Annotated in this window: 14 protein-coding genes and 1 pseudogene; 12 read left to right on the forward strand and 3 right to left on the reverse strand. The window is 70.0% G+C overall.

The genetic code is table 11. The annotated features are described in order from the left end of the window. Positions 1–70 precede the first annotated feature (70 nt). The 7 genes from Q0309_RS11680 to Q0309_RS11710 all read left to right on the forward strand — a co-directional run bounded on the left by Q0309_RS11680 (position 71) and on the right by Q0309_RS11710 (position 7,222). On the forward strand, positions 71–871 hold the full coding sequence (locus Q0309_RS11680) for a VWA domain-containing protein (protein WP_299440910.1): 801 nt from the start codon (positions 71–73) through the stop codon (positions 869–871). Positions 872–874: 3 nt separating this feature from the next. Beyond that, positions 875–1,663 (forward strand): hypothetical protein, encoded by a 789-nt coding sequence (locus tag Q0309_RS11685; protein WP_299440913.1) that lies wholly within the window; start codon positions 875–877, stop codon positions 1,661–1,663. Positions 1,664–1,754: 91 nt separating this feature from the next. After that, positions 1,755–1,973, forward strand: a complete 219-nt coding sequence (locus tag Q0309_RS11690) for an AbrB/MazE/SpoVT family DNA-binding domain-containing protein (protein WP_299440916.1) — start codon at positions 1,755–1,757, stop codon at positions 1,971–1,973. Further along, positions 1,973–2,359: a type II toxin-antitoxin system VapC family toxin gene (locus Q0309_RS11695; RefSeq protein WP_299440919.1), complete on the forward strand. Its 387-nt coding sequence runs from the start codon at positions 1,973–1,975 to the stop codon at positions 2,357–2,359. The genes Q0309_RS11690 and Q0309_RS11695 overlap by 1 nt, the downstream gene beginning before the upstream one ends. A gap of 145 nt (positions 2,360–2,504) precedes the next feature. Next, the gene (locus Q0309_RS11700) at positions 2,505–3,389 is read left to right on the forward strand and encodes a UTP--glucose-1-phosphate uridylyltransferase (protein WP_299440922.1); all 885 of its coding nucleotides are present in this window, start codon (positions 2,505–2,507) and stop codon (positions 3,387–3,389) included. A 1,133-nt stretch (positions 3,390–4,522) separates the two neighbouring features. Beyond that, the gene (locus Q0309_RS11705) at positions 4,523–6,319 is read left to right on the forward strand and encodes an acyl-CoA dehydrogenase (RefSeq protein WP_299440925.1); all 1,797 of its coding nucleotides are present in this window, start codon (positions 4,523–4,525) and stop codon (positions 6,317–6,319) included. Between the two features lie 120 nt (positions 6,320–6,439). Then, positions 6,440–7,222 carry a hypothetical protein gene (locus Q0309_RS11710; protein WP_299440928.1) on the forward strand — a complete coding sequence of 261 codons (783 nt, stop codon included), beginning with the start codon at positions 6,440–6,442 and terminating at the stop codon, positions 7,220–7,222. Between the two features lie 61 nt (positions 7,223–7,283). On the opposite strand, the gene leuD is transcribed toward Q0309_RS11710, so the two are convergent. Next, a complete protein-coding gene (gene leuD / locus Q0309_RS11715; RefSeq protein WP_299440930.1) occupies positions 7,284–7,898 on the reverse strand; it encodes a 3-isopropylmalate dehydratase small subunit in 615 nt (204 codons plus the stop codon). A gap of 12 nt (positions 7,899–7,910) precedes the next feature. Here leuD and pbpC point away from each other — a divergent pair, with 12 nt between their 5' ends. After that, the gene (gene pbpC, locus Q0309_RS11720; protein WP_299440932.1) at positions 7,911–10,046 is read left to right on the forward strand and encodes a penicillin-binding protein 1C; all 2,136 of its coding nucleotides are present in this window, start codon (positions 7,911–7,913) and stop codon (positions 10,044–10,046) included. A 298-nt stretch (positions 10,047–10,344) separates the two neighbouring features. Further along, on the forward strand, positions 10,345–11,379 hold the full coding sequence (locus tag Q0309_RS11725) for a glycosyltransferase (RefSeq protein WP_299440933.1): 1,035 nt from the start codon (positions 10,345–10,347) through the stop codon (positions 11,377–11,379). On the opposite strand, the gene Q0309_RS11730 is transcribed toward Q0309_RS11725, so the two are convergent. Further along, entirely contained in the window at positions 11,376–11,783 is a 408-nt protein-coding gene (locus Q0309_RS11730; protein WP_299440934.1) for a cyclic nucleotide-binding domain-containing protein, read from the reverse strand. The genes Q0309_RS11725 and Q0309_RS11730 overlap by 4 nt on opposite strands. An 801-nt stretch (positions 11,784–12,584) precedes the next feature. Here Q0309_RS11730 and leuA point away from each other — a divergent pair. The 3 genes and pseudogenes from leuA to Q0309_RS11745 form a co-directional block, all read left to right on the forward strand. Then, positions 12,585–14,246 (forward strand): annotated as a pseudogene (gene leuA / locus Q0309_RS11735) (2-isopropylmalate synthase); the annotation flags it as partial. A 185-nt stretch (positions 14,247–14,431) separates the two neighbouring features. Then, positions 14,432–14,812 (forward strand): hypothetical protein, encoded by a 381-nt coding sequence (locus tag Q0309_RS11740; protein ID WP_299440935.1) that lies wholly within the window; start codon positions 14,432–14,434, stop codon positions 14,810–14,812. Between the two features lie 33 nt (positions 14,813–14,845). Continuing rightward, entirely contained in the window at positions 14,846–15,313 is a 468-nt protein-coding gene (locus Q0309_RS11745; RefSeq protein WP_299440937.1) for a nucleoside deaminase, read from the forward strand. 37 nt (positions 15,314–15,350) lie between these two features. Here the strand turns inward: Q0309_RS11745 and Q0309_RS11750 are convergent, their stop codons facing one another. Next, a complete protein-coding gene (locus tag Q0309_RS11750) occupies positions 15,351–16,466 on the reverse strand; it encodes a PA0069 family radical SAM protein (RefSeq protein ID WP_299440938.1) in 1,116 nt (371 codons plus the stop codon). Positions 16,467–16,613 lie beyond the last annotated feature (147 nt).

The following is a 16,613-nucleotide window of genomic DNA, read 5'->3' on the forward strand; positions in this document are numbered from 1 at the left end:
CACCCCCCCTTTCCCCGCGCCCGGAAACGCCCCATCTTGCGGGGACGACAAGGGCTTGGGTGAGTGCGTGGTGCCGTCTGACAAGGATCATAAACGCCCCGACGATTACACGCCGGCGCCGCGCGGCGGCTCCGACGTCGACGCCTTCCTAAAGCGGGCGCGCGCGGCGACTCCCGCGCCGGCGGCCGGCGGGTCGGTCGATGCCTTTCTCGATCAGGTGCGGGCCACCCCGACCACCGGGCGGGGCCGTCTGATCTTCGCCATGGATGCCACCGCCAGCCGCCAGCCCACCTGGGACCTGGCCATGGAGACCCAGGCGGCCATGTTCGCCACCGCCACCACGGCCGGCGATCTGGCCGTTCAGTTGGTGTTCTATCGCGGCATGGGGGAATGCAAGGCCGGCCCGTTCGTCACCCGCCCCGACGACATGGTGCGGCGCATGACGTCGGTCACCTGCCGCGCCGGCCGCACACAGATCGCCCGCATCCTCCGCCATGCGCTGAAGGTCCACGCCGAGGCCCCGGTCAGTGCCCTGGTGTTCATCGGTGACTGCGTCGAGGAGGAACCGGACGAGCTGTACGGGCTGGCCGGCGAGATGGGCCTGCGCAAGCTGCCGGCCTTCATCTTTCACGAGGGGCACGAACCCCACGCCGCCCAGGCGCTGGGCCACATCGCCCGCCTGTCGGGCGGGGCCTGCTGCCGCTTTGACGCGCGCGGACCGGACGAGCTGCGCCGGCTGCTGGGCGCCGTGGCGGTGTACGCGGCCGGCGGCCGCCCGGCGCTGGAGGATCACGCCCGCAAGGCCGGCGGCGCCGTGCTGCGCCTGACCGACCAGATGACGCGCGCCGCGACCGGCCGTGGGAGTCGCTGAGCCATGGTGCCGATGCTCATTCTTGGTGTGATCCTGGCCTTGGTGCTGGTGGTGGTGCTGCGGCAAGCGACGGCGGTCGACGCGCGCCAGCTGCTGCGCGTGCTGGGGTGGAGCCTTGGCGCGGTGATCCTGGCGGGCGTGCTGTTCCTAATCGTCAGCGGGCGCATGGCCTGGGCACTGACCGGGCTGGCGGCGCTGGCGCCGTGGGTGGTGCGCGGTTTGCGGGTCGCGGCCGTCGGGCGTCAGGCGGCCGGCATTCTGCGCGGGCTTGGTTTGTCTGGGGGCGGTGGGCTCGGCGGCCCGGGCGGTTTCGGTCGCGCCGACCCGGACCCGGACGACCAGTCGACCGTCACCACGCGCTTCCTGCGCATGAGGCTGTCGCACGCCACCGGCGCCATGAGCGGCGTCGTGCGCGAAGGACCGTTGCGCGGCCGCGCCCTGGATGATCTGAGCGAGCAGGAGGCGGCCAGCCTGTGGCAGGCGGTCCAGGCCGATCCGGAAAGCGCCCGGGTGCTCGATGCCTGGCTGGAGCGCGCCCGGCCCGAGTGGCACGCCGCCGCCCGCGCGGCCGGGCCGGAGGAGCCGCCCGAGTCCCCGGCCTCCAACGGCCCGATGTCGCGCGCCGAGGCGCTGCAGGTGCTCGGCCTGGAGGAGGGCGCCAGCGCCGACGACGTCCGCGCCGCGCACCGGCGCCTGATCGTGCTGGTGCATCCGGACCGGGGCGGCACGCCATACCTGGCGGCGCGGCTCAACCAGGCCCGCGACGTGTTGCTGGGCGACGGGCGGCGGTGACGGGGCCGAATGGCATCGACCGCCCTGGAACCGCCGACGCCGGCGCGATACGCTGATTTGAGTGGACGGGAGTGTGGTCTGGAGGTCGCCCATGTACGCGAAGAACACCGCCACGTTATCGGCCTCGTTCCGCATCGCCATTCCAAAGGCGGTGCGGACGGACCGGAACTGGCAGCCGGGGCAGGAGTTCGCCTTTGTGCCCAAAGGCGACGGTGTTCTGTTGATCCCGGTGCCAAGCCCCCCGGATTTGGTCGGGCTGGCCCGAGATGCCGACCCGGCAGGGTACCGTGATCGTACGGATCGCAGGTGATGCGGCTGGTCGACACGTCCGCGTGGATCGAGGTGTTAATAGGATCTCCTCTCGCCACCGCGATCACGCCGAGGCTGCCGTCCCCGGGTGAATGGCTGGTTCCGACGATCGTGCAGTTCGAGCTGGCAAAGTGGCTGATGCGAGAGACAGGAGATGAGACGTGCGATCGCGTGATCGCGTTTACCCAGACGTGTGTGGTCGCCGGGCTGGACACCAGAACGGCACTCTTCGCCGCTGAGGTCGCGGCCCGGCACACTCTGGCGATGGCCGATGCCGTCGTTTACGCGACGGCCCTCATGTGGGATGCCGATGTCGTGACGTGTGATCGCCATTTCGAGGGTTTGCCTCGGGTTGACTATCTGCCGAAACAACCCCTCGGGACATGAGCCGCTGGGGGTTGCACGCGCTTTTCCGCCCGACGTCACACCAAGCCCCCCGCTTGCGGCCGGTGCGCAACCGTGGCACAACCCACGCACCCTGGACCGTCACTCTGTTGACGCGAGCAGTTCATCCTTCGCAAGGGGAAAGAGCATGACCAAGCCTGTGCGCAAAGCCGTCTTTCCGGTGGCCGGTCTCGGCACCCGGTTCCTGCCGGCGACCAAGACCATGGCCAAGGAAATGCTTCCCGTGGTGGACAAGCCGTTGATCCAGTACGCGGTCGAGGAAGCGGCGGCGGCCGGCATCGAGTATTTCATCTTCGTCACCGGACGCGGCAAGCACGTGCTGGTCGAGCATTTCGACCACGCCGTGGAGCTTGAACAGCTGCTGGAGGCGCGCGGCAAGACCGAGGCGCTTGAAGACCTGCGCGCCGCCATTCCCGCCCCGGGCACCGTCATCTCGACGCGCCAGCGCAACCCGCTCGGCCTGGGCCATGCGGTGTGGTGCGCGCGCGCCTTCATCGGCGAGGACGAGCCGTTTGCCGTCATCCTGCCCGACGACCTGATCCTGTCGGACACGCCGGCCATCGGCCAGTTGATCCAGGCCCATTCGGAGGTCGGCGGCAACGTGGTGGCCACCGAGGACGTGCCGCGCGACCAGACCAACAAGTACGGCATCCTCAAGGTGCAGTCGGACGACGGCCGCCTGGCCCGCGCCGACGGCCTGGTGGAAAAGCCCAAGCCGGAGGACGCGCCCTCCACCCTGTCGATCATCGGCCGGTATGTGCTGGACGCCAAGGTGATGGACCGGCTGGGGTCCATCGGCAAGGGCTCGGGTGGGGAAATCCAACTCACCGACGGCATGGCGGCCACGCTCGACGACGGCGTGCCGTTCCACGGCGTGCGGTTCGAGGGCACCCGCTTCGACTGCGGCGACAAGGTGGGCTTCCTGCAGGCGAACCTCGCGTTCGCGCTGGACCGCCCGGACATGCGCGACAAGGTCGCGGCCTTCGTCAAGGACATGGCCGCCGGGCTGTGATACCGCGCGACGAAAAGGGTGACCTTTTCGGAGGGCGGCCGGTGCGACCGCACCGGCGCCGCGAAGCGGCGGAGCCGCGCGCCCCGAAGGGGCGCTGCGGCGAAAAAAAACAAAGGCTCAACAACGCCGGCTGGGCGTCGTGAAGGCCGGACGAGTCAATCCTATCGTCGGCCGGTATGACAGGGCTGACCGGAAGGTCGGACGGCCTCCCGTGTTGTAACGCACGCTGATATAACAAGTTGATCGGCAGAATCGATGCGACCAAAAGGGTTCGCGCGAAAATACCGATTAATCGCACACCACCGCCCCCGCAACCTAGGTTTGGCACGGCGCGTGCAAAAAATCCCTGTGACAGGGTCGCACCCCCCCCTCCGGCGATCCTGTCACGCGGGGCGTATCCGGCTTTTCCGTGTCCGCGGTCGGATACACCCCAGGTCCCGTTCGACATCCGATCCCCGGGGGTTCGGTTACCGGGCTTACGGGTCGGACGGCGGCGCGGGGAACGGTGGTGTCGTTTTGCTCCCTCTCTTCGCCACCCCGTTCCCCGCCTTCCGCGCTGGCGCGGGTCTTTTGGCCCCACCAAAAACGCCAACGAAAGCGCGAAGTTCAGTCCCTTTCCTCCCACATAAACCAAAGTCCAAGCCAAAGCACACCCCGCGGCCGCCTCCGGCGGTCGCGGTTTGGTGTTGGCGCAGCGATGCGCGTTTCTTGTGCGCGCACAAATAATCGCGCGACGCATAAAGGCTTGCACCCATAGCAAAGGTCATATAACAAATCGCCAAACGAAGCAAGCACAAAAATGCTTGCAGGCGAATGTCTTCTTTTTGTTGCCGTTGGCCCGCTCCGTCAATTTGCATCGCACCTGCCAACCCGCGTGTCATTTTGCGTGGCGCGCGGCGGTCTTGATGCGGACTTCTGTTCTTCTTGGTTTGTTATATCATCGATCAGCGCACATGGCAACCGATGACGCCACGCGCGGCAAGGCGGCGGCCCGCCACGATACCGCCGCCATGCACGAACAACACGTGATGTCCGGCGGTTCAGGCGTTACTGTAAGGGGTGCCTCGCGGGGCGCCGGCCCGTCCGGTCCGGTCCGCCCCGCCTCCGGCCCCTGAAGACCGAAGGAGTCCGTCATGAGTGTGTTCGCGGCGCCCCTGGATGATATGCGTTTTGCGCTTGATCTTGCCGGGCTGTCCGACATCGCCGCCCTGCCCCGCTTCGCCGAGGCCACCCCCGACCTGATCGACGCGATCCTGGAGGAGGCCGGCAAGTTCGGCGCCGGCGTGCTGGCGCCCCTCAACGAGCCGGGCGACCGCGAGGGCTGCGCGCTGGAGCCGGACGGCACCGTGCGCCTGCCGGACGGGGCCGCCGAGGCCTATGCCCAGTTCGTCGAGGGGGGCTGGAACAGCCTGCCGTTCAGCCCGGACTACGGCGGCCAGGGCCTGCCCGGCGTGGTCGGCGCCGCCGTCCAGGAGATCTGGCAGGCCGCCAGCATGGCTTGGGCGCTGTGCCCGCTGTTGACGACCGGCGCCATCGAGGCGCTGTCGGCCCACGGCACCGACGAGCAGAAGGCGCTCTATCTGCCCAAGCTGGTCAGTGGCGAGTGGACCGGGACCATGAACCTGACCGAATCGCAGGCCGGGTCTGATCTCGCCCAGTTGCGGTGCAAGGCCGAACCGGCCCCGGACCTGGGCGAGGGGATGTACCGCATCCACGGCCAGAAGATCTTCATCACCCACGGCGACCACGAGTTGGCCGAGAACATCTGTCATCTGGTGCTGGCGCGTCTGCCCGACGCGCCGCCAGGGGTGCATGGAATCTCGTTGTTCCTGGTGCCGAAGGTCCTGGTCAATCCTGACGGATCGCTGGGTGAGAAGAACGACGTCAAGGCGGTGTCGCTGGAACACAAGCTGGGCATTCACGGCAGCCCCACCTGCGTCATGGCCTTCGGTGATGACGCCGGCGCGGTCGGCACCCTGATCGGCGCCCCCCACCACGGGCTGGCCTGCATGTTCACCATGATGAACAACGCCCGCCTGAACATCGGCCTGCAGGGCGTCGGCATCGCCGAACGGGCCTATCAGCAGGCCGTCGCCTACGCCCACGAGCGCGTGCAGGGCGTCAACATCGCCGCCCCCAAGGACGGTCCCGTCACCATCATCCACCACCCGCATGTGCGGCGGATGCTGTTGACCATGCGCGCCAAGACCCAGGCCGCGCGGGCGCTGACCTACTACGCCGTGGCCCAGGCCGACATCGTGCGCGCCCACCCCGACGAGGCCGTGCAGGCGGCGGCCCACGCCCGCCAGGACCTGTTGACGCCGGTGGTCAAGGCGTGGTGCACCGAGGTCGGCTTCGAGGTGGCCGACCTGGGCGTGCAGGTGCACGGCGGCACCGGCTACATCGAGGAAACGGGCGCGTCCCAGCATCTGCGCGACGCCCGCATCTGCCGCATCTATGAGGGCACCAACGGCATCCAGGCCATGGACCTCGTGGGCCGCAAGATCCTGCGCGACAAGGGCGCGGCGGCCCGGACTCTGTTCGAGGAAATGCGCGCGACCCAGGCGGCGCTGGCGACGGCGCCGGACGATGTGGCGGGCATGGCCAGGGCGTTCGCGTCCGCCCTGGACGACCTGGAGGAGACCACGGCCTGGTTGCTGGGGCACACCTCGCCGGCCTCGGCACAGGCGGCCTGTATGCCCTACACCCTGCTGTTCGGGGTGGCCGCCGGCGGCTGGATGATGATGAGGGGCGCGCTGGAGGCCCGCCGGCGCCTCGACGCCGGCGAGGGCAACCCGGCCCTCTGGACCGCGAAAATCGACACGGCCCAGTTCTATGCCGGCGCCATCCTGCCGTTCACCCGCGCCCACCGGGCGGCGGCCGAGGCCGGGCCGGACAGCCTGATGGCGATGGCGGAGGACGCTTTCTAAACGTCGCCACAAAAGTTGCGGGCTTTGTCTCTTTCTCCACCCGCGACCCCGTGCCTCGTGCTATGATCCCGGGGAGACCAGAACGGGACTCCCCGGGACAAAGCCGGGCGGAGGGGGACCATGGCCGACGACATCGGACAGGCCGCGCCGCCAGAGGCGGTGGTGTGGCAGCAACAAAGGCGTCAGGATCCGCGCGACGGCAGGAAACAGGGGCGCACCGCGTTCGCGCGGGCGGCCGAGGTGTACGAGCGCTACGGCGCCGACCCCGGCGAGCCGTCGGACTCCGTCTCGGTGCAGGGCATTCCGCCGGAGGAGTTGACACCGGCGGTGCGTCGCGCCCTGAGCCGGCTGATCAGCGAGGTGGACCGCCTGCGCCGCGCCCTGGCCGAGCGCGCGCCGTCCGGGCTGGTCGCGCCGCATCCGTTCGAGGCCGATCAAGGTGATGACGCGCGGCCCGAGTCGCGCGCCGGTCTGCTTGATCCCGCCGCCTTGGAAGAGACCTTGCACGCCCGCCTGGCCGCCATGACCAGCGGCAAGACCGGTCTGGCGGTGGCGTTTCTGTACATGGCGAACTACGAGGACGTGCGGGTCCGCCACGGCATCGCGGCGGCCGAGGCGGCGCGGCGGGCGATGGTCGACGCCCTGGCCGACGCGCGCGACGAGCCCGAGGCGATGGGATCGACCGGCGGCGCCAGCGTGGTGGTGCTGGTGCCCTTTGATGGCGATGTGGAGCACCTGTGGGCGCGCGCCCGGGCGCTCGGCCGCGCCGCCGAGGTCCACCTGGCCTGGCAGGGCGGGATGGTGCCCGTGCACCCGCTGATCGGGGTTCACGTCGTCCGCCGGGGCGAGAACCCGGCCGACATCCTCTGGCAGGCCGAACGCGCCGCCCGGCGGATCGGGTGAGGGATCGGACGCCGATCCGGGCTATACCGGCGCGACGACTTGAACGGGCCGCCTATCGCCCCTACTCCGCCGCCAGCCAGGGGAACTGCCGCGCCCGCGTCTGTTCGAACGCGGTGATGGCGTCTTCCTTCTCCAGCGTCAGGCCGATGTCGTCCAGGCCGTTGAGCAGGCAATGCTTGCGGAACGGGTCGATGTCGAAGCGCACCACGCCGCCGTCCGGCCCCCGGATCTCCTGCGCCTCCAGGTCCACCGTCACCGTGGCGTTGGCGCCGCGCTGGGCGTCGTCCATCAGCTTGTCCACGTCCTCCTGCGGCAGGCGGATCGGCAGAATGCCGTTCTTGAAGCAGTTGTTATAGAAGATGTCGGCGAAGCTGGGGGCGATGATGCAGCGGATGCCGAAGTCCAGCAGCGCCCACGGCGCGTGCTCGCGCGACGAGCCGCACCCGAAGTTGTCGCCGGCCACCAGGATCGAGGCCTTGCGATAGGCGGGCTGGTTCAGCACGAATTCCGGCCGTTCCTTTCCATCATCGTCAAATCGCATCTCGTAGAACACACTTTTGCCCAAGCCGGTGCGTTTGATGGTCTTCAGGAACTGCTTGGGGATGATCATGTCGGTGTCGACATTGACGATGGCCAGCGGCGCGGCGACGCCGGTCAGGGTGGTGAACGGCTGCATGGGGGTCCTCTCGTGATCGGGTCTCGTCGCCCCTTTCTAGCGCGGGCGCGCGCGGCCGCAAAGCCCGTCGCGTTGGCGGCCTGCGTGCTGGTGGTCGCGGGCGTGGCCGGCGCCCTGGCGCTCGACCGCCTGCACCCGCCCGACCTGCGCCGGCTGGCGCCGACGGTGACGGTGACGGCGCGGGACGGGCAGGTCTTGCGCGGGTTCCTCAGCCCCGACGAGACGTGGCGGCTGCCGACCACCCGGGCCGACGTCGATCCGCTGTATCTGGCCACGCTGATGGCCTACGAGGACAAGCGGTTCCCCTGGCACCCGGGGGTGGACCCGCTGGCGGTGGTCCGCGCCACGGCGCAGGCCGCGTGGCACGGCGAGGTCGTCTCCGGCGCGTCGACCCTGTCCATGCAGGCGGCCCGCCTGCTGGAGCCGCGCCCGCGCACGCTGTCCTCGAAACTGATCGAGATGGCCCGGGCGCTGCAACTGACGGCGCATCTGGGCCGCGACGGCGTGCTGAACGCCTATCTCACGCTGGCCCCCTTCGGCGGCAACATCGAGGGCGTGCGGGCGGCGGCGCTGGCCTGGTGGGGCAAGGAGCCGCGCCGGCTCACCCCCGGGCAGGCGGCGCTGCTGGTGGCGCTGCCGCAGAACCCCACGGCGTGGCGCCCCGACCGCCACCCGCAGGCGGCGCGGGCGGCGCGGTCCAAGGTGCTACGGCGCATGGTGGGCGCCGGGGTGCTGACCGCCGCCCAGGCGCGCGAGGCCGAGGCCGAGCCGCTGCCCGACGTGCGCCAGCCCATGCCCCTGCTGGCGGCGCACGTGGCGCGGCGGCTGGCGGCGGCGCGCGACCCGGCCGACCCGCCGGTGATCCCGACCACGCTGGACGCCGCCCTTCAGGCCAGGGTCGAGTCCCTGGTGCGCGCCCACGCGGACAGCCTGGGCGATCGCGTGTCCGTCGCCGCCCTGGTGGTCGAGGCACCCACCGGCGCGGCCCGCGCCTGGGTCGGCTCGCCCGGCCTGCTGGACACGCAACGGCGGGGCGCCATCGACATGACCCAGGCGCCGCGCTCGCCCGGGTCGGCCCTGAAACCGCTGATCTACGGCATGGCGTTCGAGGACGGCCTGCTGCATCCGCTGACCGAGATTGATGACCGGCCAATGAGGTTCGGCGGCGGGTATACGCCCGAGAACTTCGGCTTCGCCCATCACGGCCGGGTGACGGCGGCGGAGGCGCTGCGGCGCTCGTTGAACGTGCCGGCGGTGGCGGTGCTGGACCGCGTGGGACCGATGCGCTTCGCCGCCCGCCTGACCGAGGCCGGAGTGACCCCGCGCCGCCGGGGCGGGCTCGGCACGCCGGGTCTGCCGCTGGCGCTGGGCGGGCTGGGGGTGACGCTGGAGGAACTGGTGGGGCTGTACGCCACGATGGCCGCCGGCGGCGAGCGCCGCACGGTTCGGGTTCAGCCGACCCCGCCGGACACGGACGACCCGGTGCGCATCCTGTCCGAGGCCGCCGCGTGGCAGGTGCGGGCCATCCTGGCCGAGGCGCCGCCGGCCGCCGGCTTCGCGCCCGACGATGCCACCCGGGGTGGGCGCGCGGTGGCGTTCAAGACCGGCACGTCGTACGGGTTCCGCGACGCCTGGGCCATCGGCCTGGACGGCGACCACGTCATCGGCGTGTGGGTGGGCCGCGCCGACGGCACGCCCATTCCCGGCCACATCGGCCGCGACACGGCGGCGCCGCTCATGCGGGCGCTGTTCGATCTGCTGCCATCGCCGCGCCATCCGGTGCCGGGGCCACCCCCGCCCGGGCTGCTGGCGGTGGCCAGCCCCGCCGACCTGCCGCCGCCGCTGCGCCGCCTGACCGCGCCGGACGCCGGCCGGCGGCTGACCGGGCCGGGGACCGGGGCCGATCCCCTGCGGCTGCGTTTCCCGCCGGACGGTGCTACCCTCGATTGGGACCAGGCGGCGCTCGGCTTGGTGCTGGAGGCCGACGGCGGCCGCCGCCCCTATGCCTGGCTGGTCAACGGCCGTCCGCTGGAGACCGCGCCCTGGCACCGGGGCGCCCAATGGCGGCCGGACGGACGCGGGCAGGCGCGGGTGACGGTGGTCGATGCCGCCGGCCGCTCCGCCGCCGCCGAGATCTGGCTGCAGTAGAGGCTGGCGATTAGGGTCGGGCCTCTCTGGCCGATGGTCCGCGCCTTTTCGCGGCAAGGTTGAGGTTGGTGCGTCCTTACGTGGTTCCCGGGCGTGTTCGCCCTGTCAAAGGGGCTCCTTGAGGACGGAGATGTCAAATGCCGAAAAGGCATATTCACTTGGCTCCGGTAGAGGCGCGATCTGGTACGATGGGACACTCGTCCAGCACACCATGTTGGGTTTGCCGGAGCCAAGTGAATAAGCCGGTGCTGAAACCGTCAGATATCCCTTCGGTTCATAGAGTCTAGTGGCCGCGTTCATGCATCTCACCCAAGTCCTGGCCGGCGCGGCCCACGGCGGCGCCGAGACCTTTTTCTCCACGCTGGCTGTCGCCCTGCAGCAGGACGGCGTCGACCAGTCGCTGGTCGTTCGCCCGCACGTGCACCGGGTCGACGCCCTGCGCGCGGCCGGCTGCCGGGTCGAGACCGCGCCGTTCGGCGGTCGCCTGGACCTGCGCACGCCCGGCCTTCTGCGCCGCCACCTGCGGTCCCACGAGGCCACGGTGGCACTGTCCTGGATGAACCGGGCGGCGTCGAAACTGCCGGCCGGGCCGTGGATCCGCGCCGCTCGCCTGGGCGGGTACTACGACCTGAAGTACTACCGGGGCTTTGACCACCTGATCGCGGTCACCCCCGGCATCCGCCGCCACATCCTGGACGGCGGTTGGCCGGACCACCGCGTCCATTACATTCCCAATTTTTGCGTCGTCGATGAGACGGCGATCCCTGTGCCGCGCGCCGAATACGACACGCCCGAGGCCGCACCGCTGCTTCTGGCCCTGGGGCGGCTGCACCCGGTCAAGGGGCTGGACGTGCTGCTGCACGCCCTGGCCGACGTGCCGGGCGCCTGGCTGTGGATCGCCGGCGAGGGACCCGAGCGGGCGGCGCTGGAGGCCCTGGCGGAGAGGCTCGATGTCGCCGGGCGGGTGCGCTTCCTGGGCTGGCGCGACGACCGCACGGCGCTGATGCGCGCCGCCGATCTCGTGGTGTTTCCCTCGCGCTTCGAACCCTTCGGCACGGTCACGGTCGAGGCGTGGGCGCACGCCAGGCCGCTGGTGGTGGCCGACGCCGCCGGCCCGGCCGAGACCGTGCGCGACGGGGACGACGCCCTGCTGGTGCCCAGGGACGACGCCGCCGCCCTGGCCGGCGCCATCCGCCGGGTGCTGGAGGCGCCGGATCTGGCCGCGCATCTGGTCGGGCGCGGCCTGGAGCGCGTCGCCGTCGACTTTTCACGCGAGGCCGTCTTGGCCCGCTATCGGGCGGTGCTGGCGGGGATGGCGCGCAGGGGCGGTTAACGGATCCCCAGCGTCAGGCGCACGTTCTCCGCGTTAAGGGTGCGAATGATGTTCGTGAACCGTTCCAGGATCATGCGGATGACAGGATCGGTGCGCGCGAGATGAAACTCGAACGCCGCTTTCGGAACCACCGTCAGGACCGACGGCTCCAGGGCGCGGACGGTGGCGCTGCGGGGCTGGTCGTCGATCAGGGCCATCTCGCCCAGCAGGGTGCCGGCCTCGACCACGGCGATCACCACTTCGGCACCGCCGACCCGGCGCGAGATCTCCAACTTGCCGGAGCGCACCACGTAGGCGCGGTCGCCCGCGTCTCCCTCGTGAAACAACGTCTGCCCGGCGTCCAGTTCGATCTCGTATTGGTCACCGGGCGCGCCAACGCCCGGCACCGGTGTCAGGTCGTTCACCGTTCGGCCTCCACATCCCCGCCGCGCGGTCCCTTTTTTTTGCGCACGGTCGTAACTTTAGCGCCATCGAATAGACATGACCAGATGGCGCGTCGACAGGGGCCGCACCGCGACGACCAGTGTGGCAAATTGGCGTGCGTCCACCGGACGAGAGGTCCGTCCATGCGCGACCGAAAGTGTCAATAGCACGTGAAGATGTCAGGTTTTCATAGCACATCAAATGTCCGCTGCTGATGTTGGGCCTGTGGGGTTGTGGGCGGCGCGAAGCGGCGTCCACAAATCCACAGGCCGGGCCGCCGAGCGGAGTTAAGCGGCCTGTCTGCCATCGGCGTCCGCAAGAAGGGTGCCGTCGTCGGTGTAGCGGGCCAGGTAGCGCGGCCCATGAAAGGTTGTGAGCCCTCCGGCCGGGTAGCGCCTGACGCAGCCCGACTTTTTTTTTGTGTTGACGGCGGCGCCCGGCTTGCCCATCGTGGCCGCATGATCACGACCTTGCCCATCAAGACGCTGGCCCTACGCCTGGACCTGCTACTGGCTCTAACCCGCCGGTAAGCCCGTTGCCGCGCCCGCGCGGCGCCGTCCAGAGACCACCGTCCCGCAAGGTTCCGTTCCCATGATCCCCGCCATGCGCAGTCCGGCCGCCTCCGGTCGTTTGACGTCCATCCGCACCCTGCGACTAGCCTGCGGTCGCCGGCCGCGTCTTGCGTGGCCCGCCGGCGACCGTATCGCGGCCACCGATCTCCTCGTGTAGACTGAGCCCAAATCGCGCCCCGAAAGGCGCCCCGCGACGACCGGAGAGTTTCCATGCACGTCGATCCGAAAGCCAAGTACCGCCCGTTCCAACCCATCGACCTTCCCGACCGCACCTGGCCGTCGGCGACCATCACCCAGGCCCCCATCTGGGCTTCGGTCGATCTGCGCGACGGCAACCAGGCGCTCATCGAGCCCATGGGCATCCAGCGCAAGGCGCGCCTGTACGAAACCCTGGTGCGCATGGGCTTCAAGGAGATCGAGGTCGGCTTCCCGGCCGCCTCGCAGACCGATTTCGACTTCGCGCGCTACCTGATCGAGAACGACATGGTGCCGGAGGACGTGACGCTTCAGGTGCTGGTGCAGGCGCGCGAGCCGCTGATCCGCCGCACGTTCGAGGCGCTGAAGGGCTGCCGCCGGGCCATCGTCCACGTGTACAACTCGACGTCGGAATTGCAGCGCCGCGTCGTGTTCGGCATGGATCGCGCCGGCATCATCGACATCGCCCGCCAAGGCGCCGAGTTGATCCACTCGCTGGCCGGTGAGACCGACACCGACATTCACTATCAGTATTCACCCGAGAGCTTCACCGGCACCGAGCTCGACTTCGCCGTTGAGATCTGCGAGGCGGTGATGGATGTCTTCCAGCCGACGCCCGAAAAGCGCCTGATCCTCAACCTGCCCAGCACGGTGGAGATGGCCACGCCGAACGTCTACGCCGACCAGATCGAGTGGTTCTCGCGGAACGTCAAGAACCGCGACAGCGTCATCATTTCCCTGCACCCCCACAACGACCGGGGGACGGGCGTGGCGGCGACGGAACTGGCGCTCATGGCCGGGGCCGACCGGGTCGAGGGCACGCTGTTCGGCAACGGCGAACGCACCGGCAACGTCGATATCGTCACCCTGGCGCTCAACATGTTCACGCAGGGCGTGGACCCGGGGCTTGATTGCTCCAACATGCCCGAGCTCGTGACCACGGCCGAATACTGCAACCGCCTGCCGGTGCATCCGCGCCACCCCTATGCGGGCGAACTCGTGTTCACGGCCTTCTCGGGCTCGCACCAGGACGCCATCAACAAGGGCCTGCGCGCCATCCGCCAGTCCAACAGCGGCGTGTGGGAGGTTCCGTACCTGCCGATCGACCCGGCCGACGTGGGCCGCACCTACGAGGCTGTCATCCGCATCAACAGCCAGTCCGGCAAGGGCGGGGTGGCGCACATTCTGGAGCGGGACCACGCGCTTCAGATGCCGCGTACCCTTCAGGTTGAGTTCTCGGGTGTCGTCCAGCACATCACCGACGAGAGCGAGGGCGAGGTCACGGCCAAGCAATTGTGGGACATCTTCCAGAAGGAATACCTGGTCCAGCACCCGGGCGATCTGTCGCTCAAGGAATACCGTACGGTGCCCGACACCCACGCCACCGATGTTCGCGTGCTTGACGCCGTGCTCGTGGTGAACGGCGAGGAGCACAAGATCTCCGGGCGCGGCAACGGACCGCTGGATGCGTTCGTCGATGCCCTCCGGAAAGACCTCGGCATGGCGCTGGAGGTGGTGAACTACTCCGAGCACGCGTTGGGCGTGGGGGCGAACGCCCAGGCCTACGCCTACGTCGAGATGAAGGCGGAAGGCCACGCGCCCATGTACGGCGTCGGCCGCCATACCAACATCGTGCAGGCGTCGCTGAACGCCATCCTGTCGTCGGTCAACCGGGTGCGGCGCCTGAACGCGGCCGGCTGCTCGGGCGGGGCACGCTCGACCCAAAAGGCCAAGGAGGACGCCCAGGCGGCGGGCACCGGCGCGGCGGCGGAGTAGGGCCGGTGGCCTCTTGACACGGCGGGCCACTGTCGTATCGTCAAAATAGTGGTAAAATTTGCGGAAAACCTCCGGGAGGGACCGCCATGGCACGGACGCTAGCCTTCGGGCGTCGACAGTCGGACTCGCGCCATCAGGCGTCGCGCGCGGCACGCGGCTTGGCGCCGAACACGCGGGCCTCGGCCTATGCGGAGACCGAACGCTTCGCGCGGTCCCTCTATGCGGACGACGCAAGGGCGGCGCGGCGGCTGCGGAACCGGCTCCTCATGGGCGGGGCCGTGGGCTTGGTCGTCGTGGCCTTGGGCGTGCCCCAGCTTGGCGCCGTTCTCGGATCGATGGACGCCGGGTCCAGCCGGGTCGCCGCTGATCTCAACGCCCTGTCGCCCGAGGACCTGGCGGCGCTGGAACCGGCGGCCGGCGAGTCGCCGGGGCCGCTGCAACGGCTGCTTGATGCCCTGCGGCAGTAGCCGAAAGGGCGGGGGCATCCCGGGTCTCTTCTCATGTCTTCCCTGGTGACCTCAGGGGTCGGCGACTCCATGGCGCTGGCGCTGGCCGAGGCGCGCGCGGCCGGTGCGCGCGGCGAGGTCCCTGTTGGCGCCCTGCTGCTGGACGCCCAGGGCCATGTTCTCGCCCAAGCGGGCAACCAGGTGGAAGCCGACGCCGATCCCACGGCCCACGCCGAGATGCTGGTGATCCGCGCCGCCGCCCGGCGCCTCGGGACGCCTCGGCTGGAGGGCTGTTCCCTCGTGGTCACGCTGGAGCCGTGCGCCATGTGCGCCCAGGCCATCGCCCTGGCGCGCGTGCGGCGACTGGTGTTCGGCGCCTACGACCCGAAGGGGGGTGGGGTGGAGCACGGGGCGCGGGTGTTCGAGCGCGCCACCTGCCATCACCGTCCGGAGGTCATCGGCGGTGTGCGCGCCAGTGAGGCCGGCGCCCTGATGCGCGCCTTCTTCCAAGAGCGGCGATAGCCTGAGCGGCACCCTGAAAGGTCAGCCCGCCGAGGCCCTACAACAACCGCAGTTGATCCCCCGCCCGGGGCGGCGGTGCAAAGCGGGTGCAATCCAGGTCGTAGCCCCGCCGGGTCAGGCCCAGGCGGCGGGTGGCCACGGCGAACCGGCGCGACAGCAACGCGGCATCCGGTCCGGTGCCTTTCATGCGCTCATGAAAGCGCGACGAGGACGCCGCGCCGTCGCGCATCGCGCCGATCCGGCTCAGGACCCGGCGGGCGCGGTCGGGCACGTGCGTCTCCAGCCACTCCTGGAACAGCCCCTCCACCTCCAGCGGCAGGCGCACGACGATATAGTCCGCCTGGGCCGCGCCGGCCTCGGCGGCGGCCTCAAGGATGCGTTCCATCTCGTGGTCGGTCAGGCCCGGGATGATCGGCGCCACCATCACCGCCACCGGCACGCCCGCGTCGGCCAGCGTGCGGACCGCCCGCAACCGCGCGGCCGGCGGGCTGGCGCGCGGCTCCAACCGGCGGGCGAGGTCGCGGTCCAGGGTGGTGACCGACAGCGCCACGGCGGCGAGGTTGCGCGCCGCCATGTCGGCGAGGAGGTCCGCGTCCCGTTCGACCATGGCCGACTTGGTGGTGATGGTCACCGGATGGTTGAACGCGGACAGCACGTCCAGCACCTGCCGCATCAGTCCGAGCCGCCGTTCGACCGATTGGTACGGGTCGGTGTTGGTGCCGATGGCGATGGGCGCGGGCCGATACCCCGACTTGCGCAGTTCGGCGTCCAACAGGGCGGCGGCGTCCGGCTTCATGAACAGCCGCGTCTCGAAGTCCAGCCCCGGCGACAGGCCCAGATAGGCGTGCGTCGGCCGGGCGTAGCAGTAGACGCAGCCGTGCTCGCAGCCCCGGTACAGGTTGATCGAGCGGTCGAACGGCACGTCCGGCGAACAGTTCCGCGTCATGATCGAGCGGCTGGTGTCCACCGCGACCCGCGTTTCCGGGGCGGGCAGGGGACCCCAGCCCTCCGGGTCGTCTCCGTCGTCCGCGCGCGGCGCCAGTGTGCCCCAGCCGTCGTCCTCGATCTCGTGGCGCACCGGCTCAAAGCGGCCGTCCGGGTTGGACAGCGCGCCGCGATGGGGGGCGGTCGGTCGATGCGTGGCTCGGCTCATGCGGCCATCATGCCCGAAGGTCAGAACGGAGCAAGAACAAAAATGGCCCCCGTGCCGCCTCCGCCCGGCGATTCAGGAATTGCATTTGCATGGGTTCTGAGGGAGCGTGGCGACCCCATGTCTTGAGGGGTCCCGGGGACGATCCGG

This window comes from uncultured Rhodospira sp., assembly GCF_937138205.1.
In the GTDB taxonomy this organism is placed as follows: Bacteria; Pseudomonadota; Alphaproteobacteria; order Rhodospirillales; family Rhodospirillaceae; genus Rhodospira.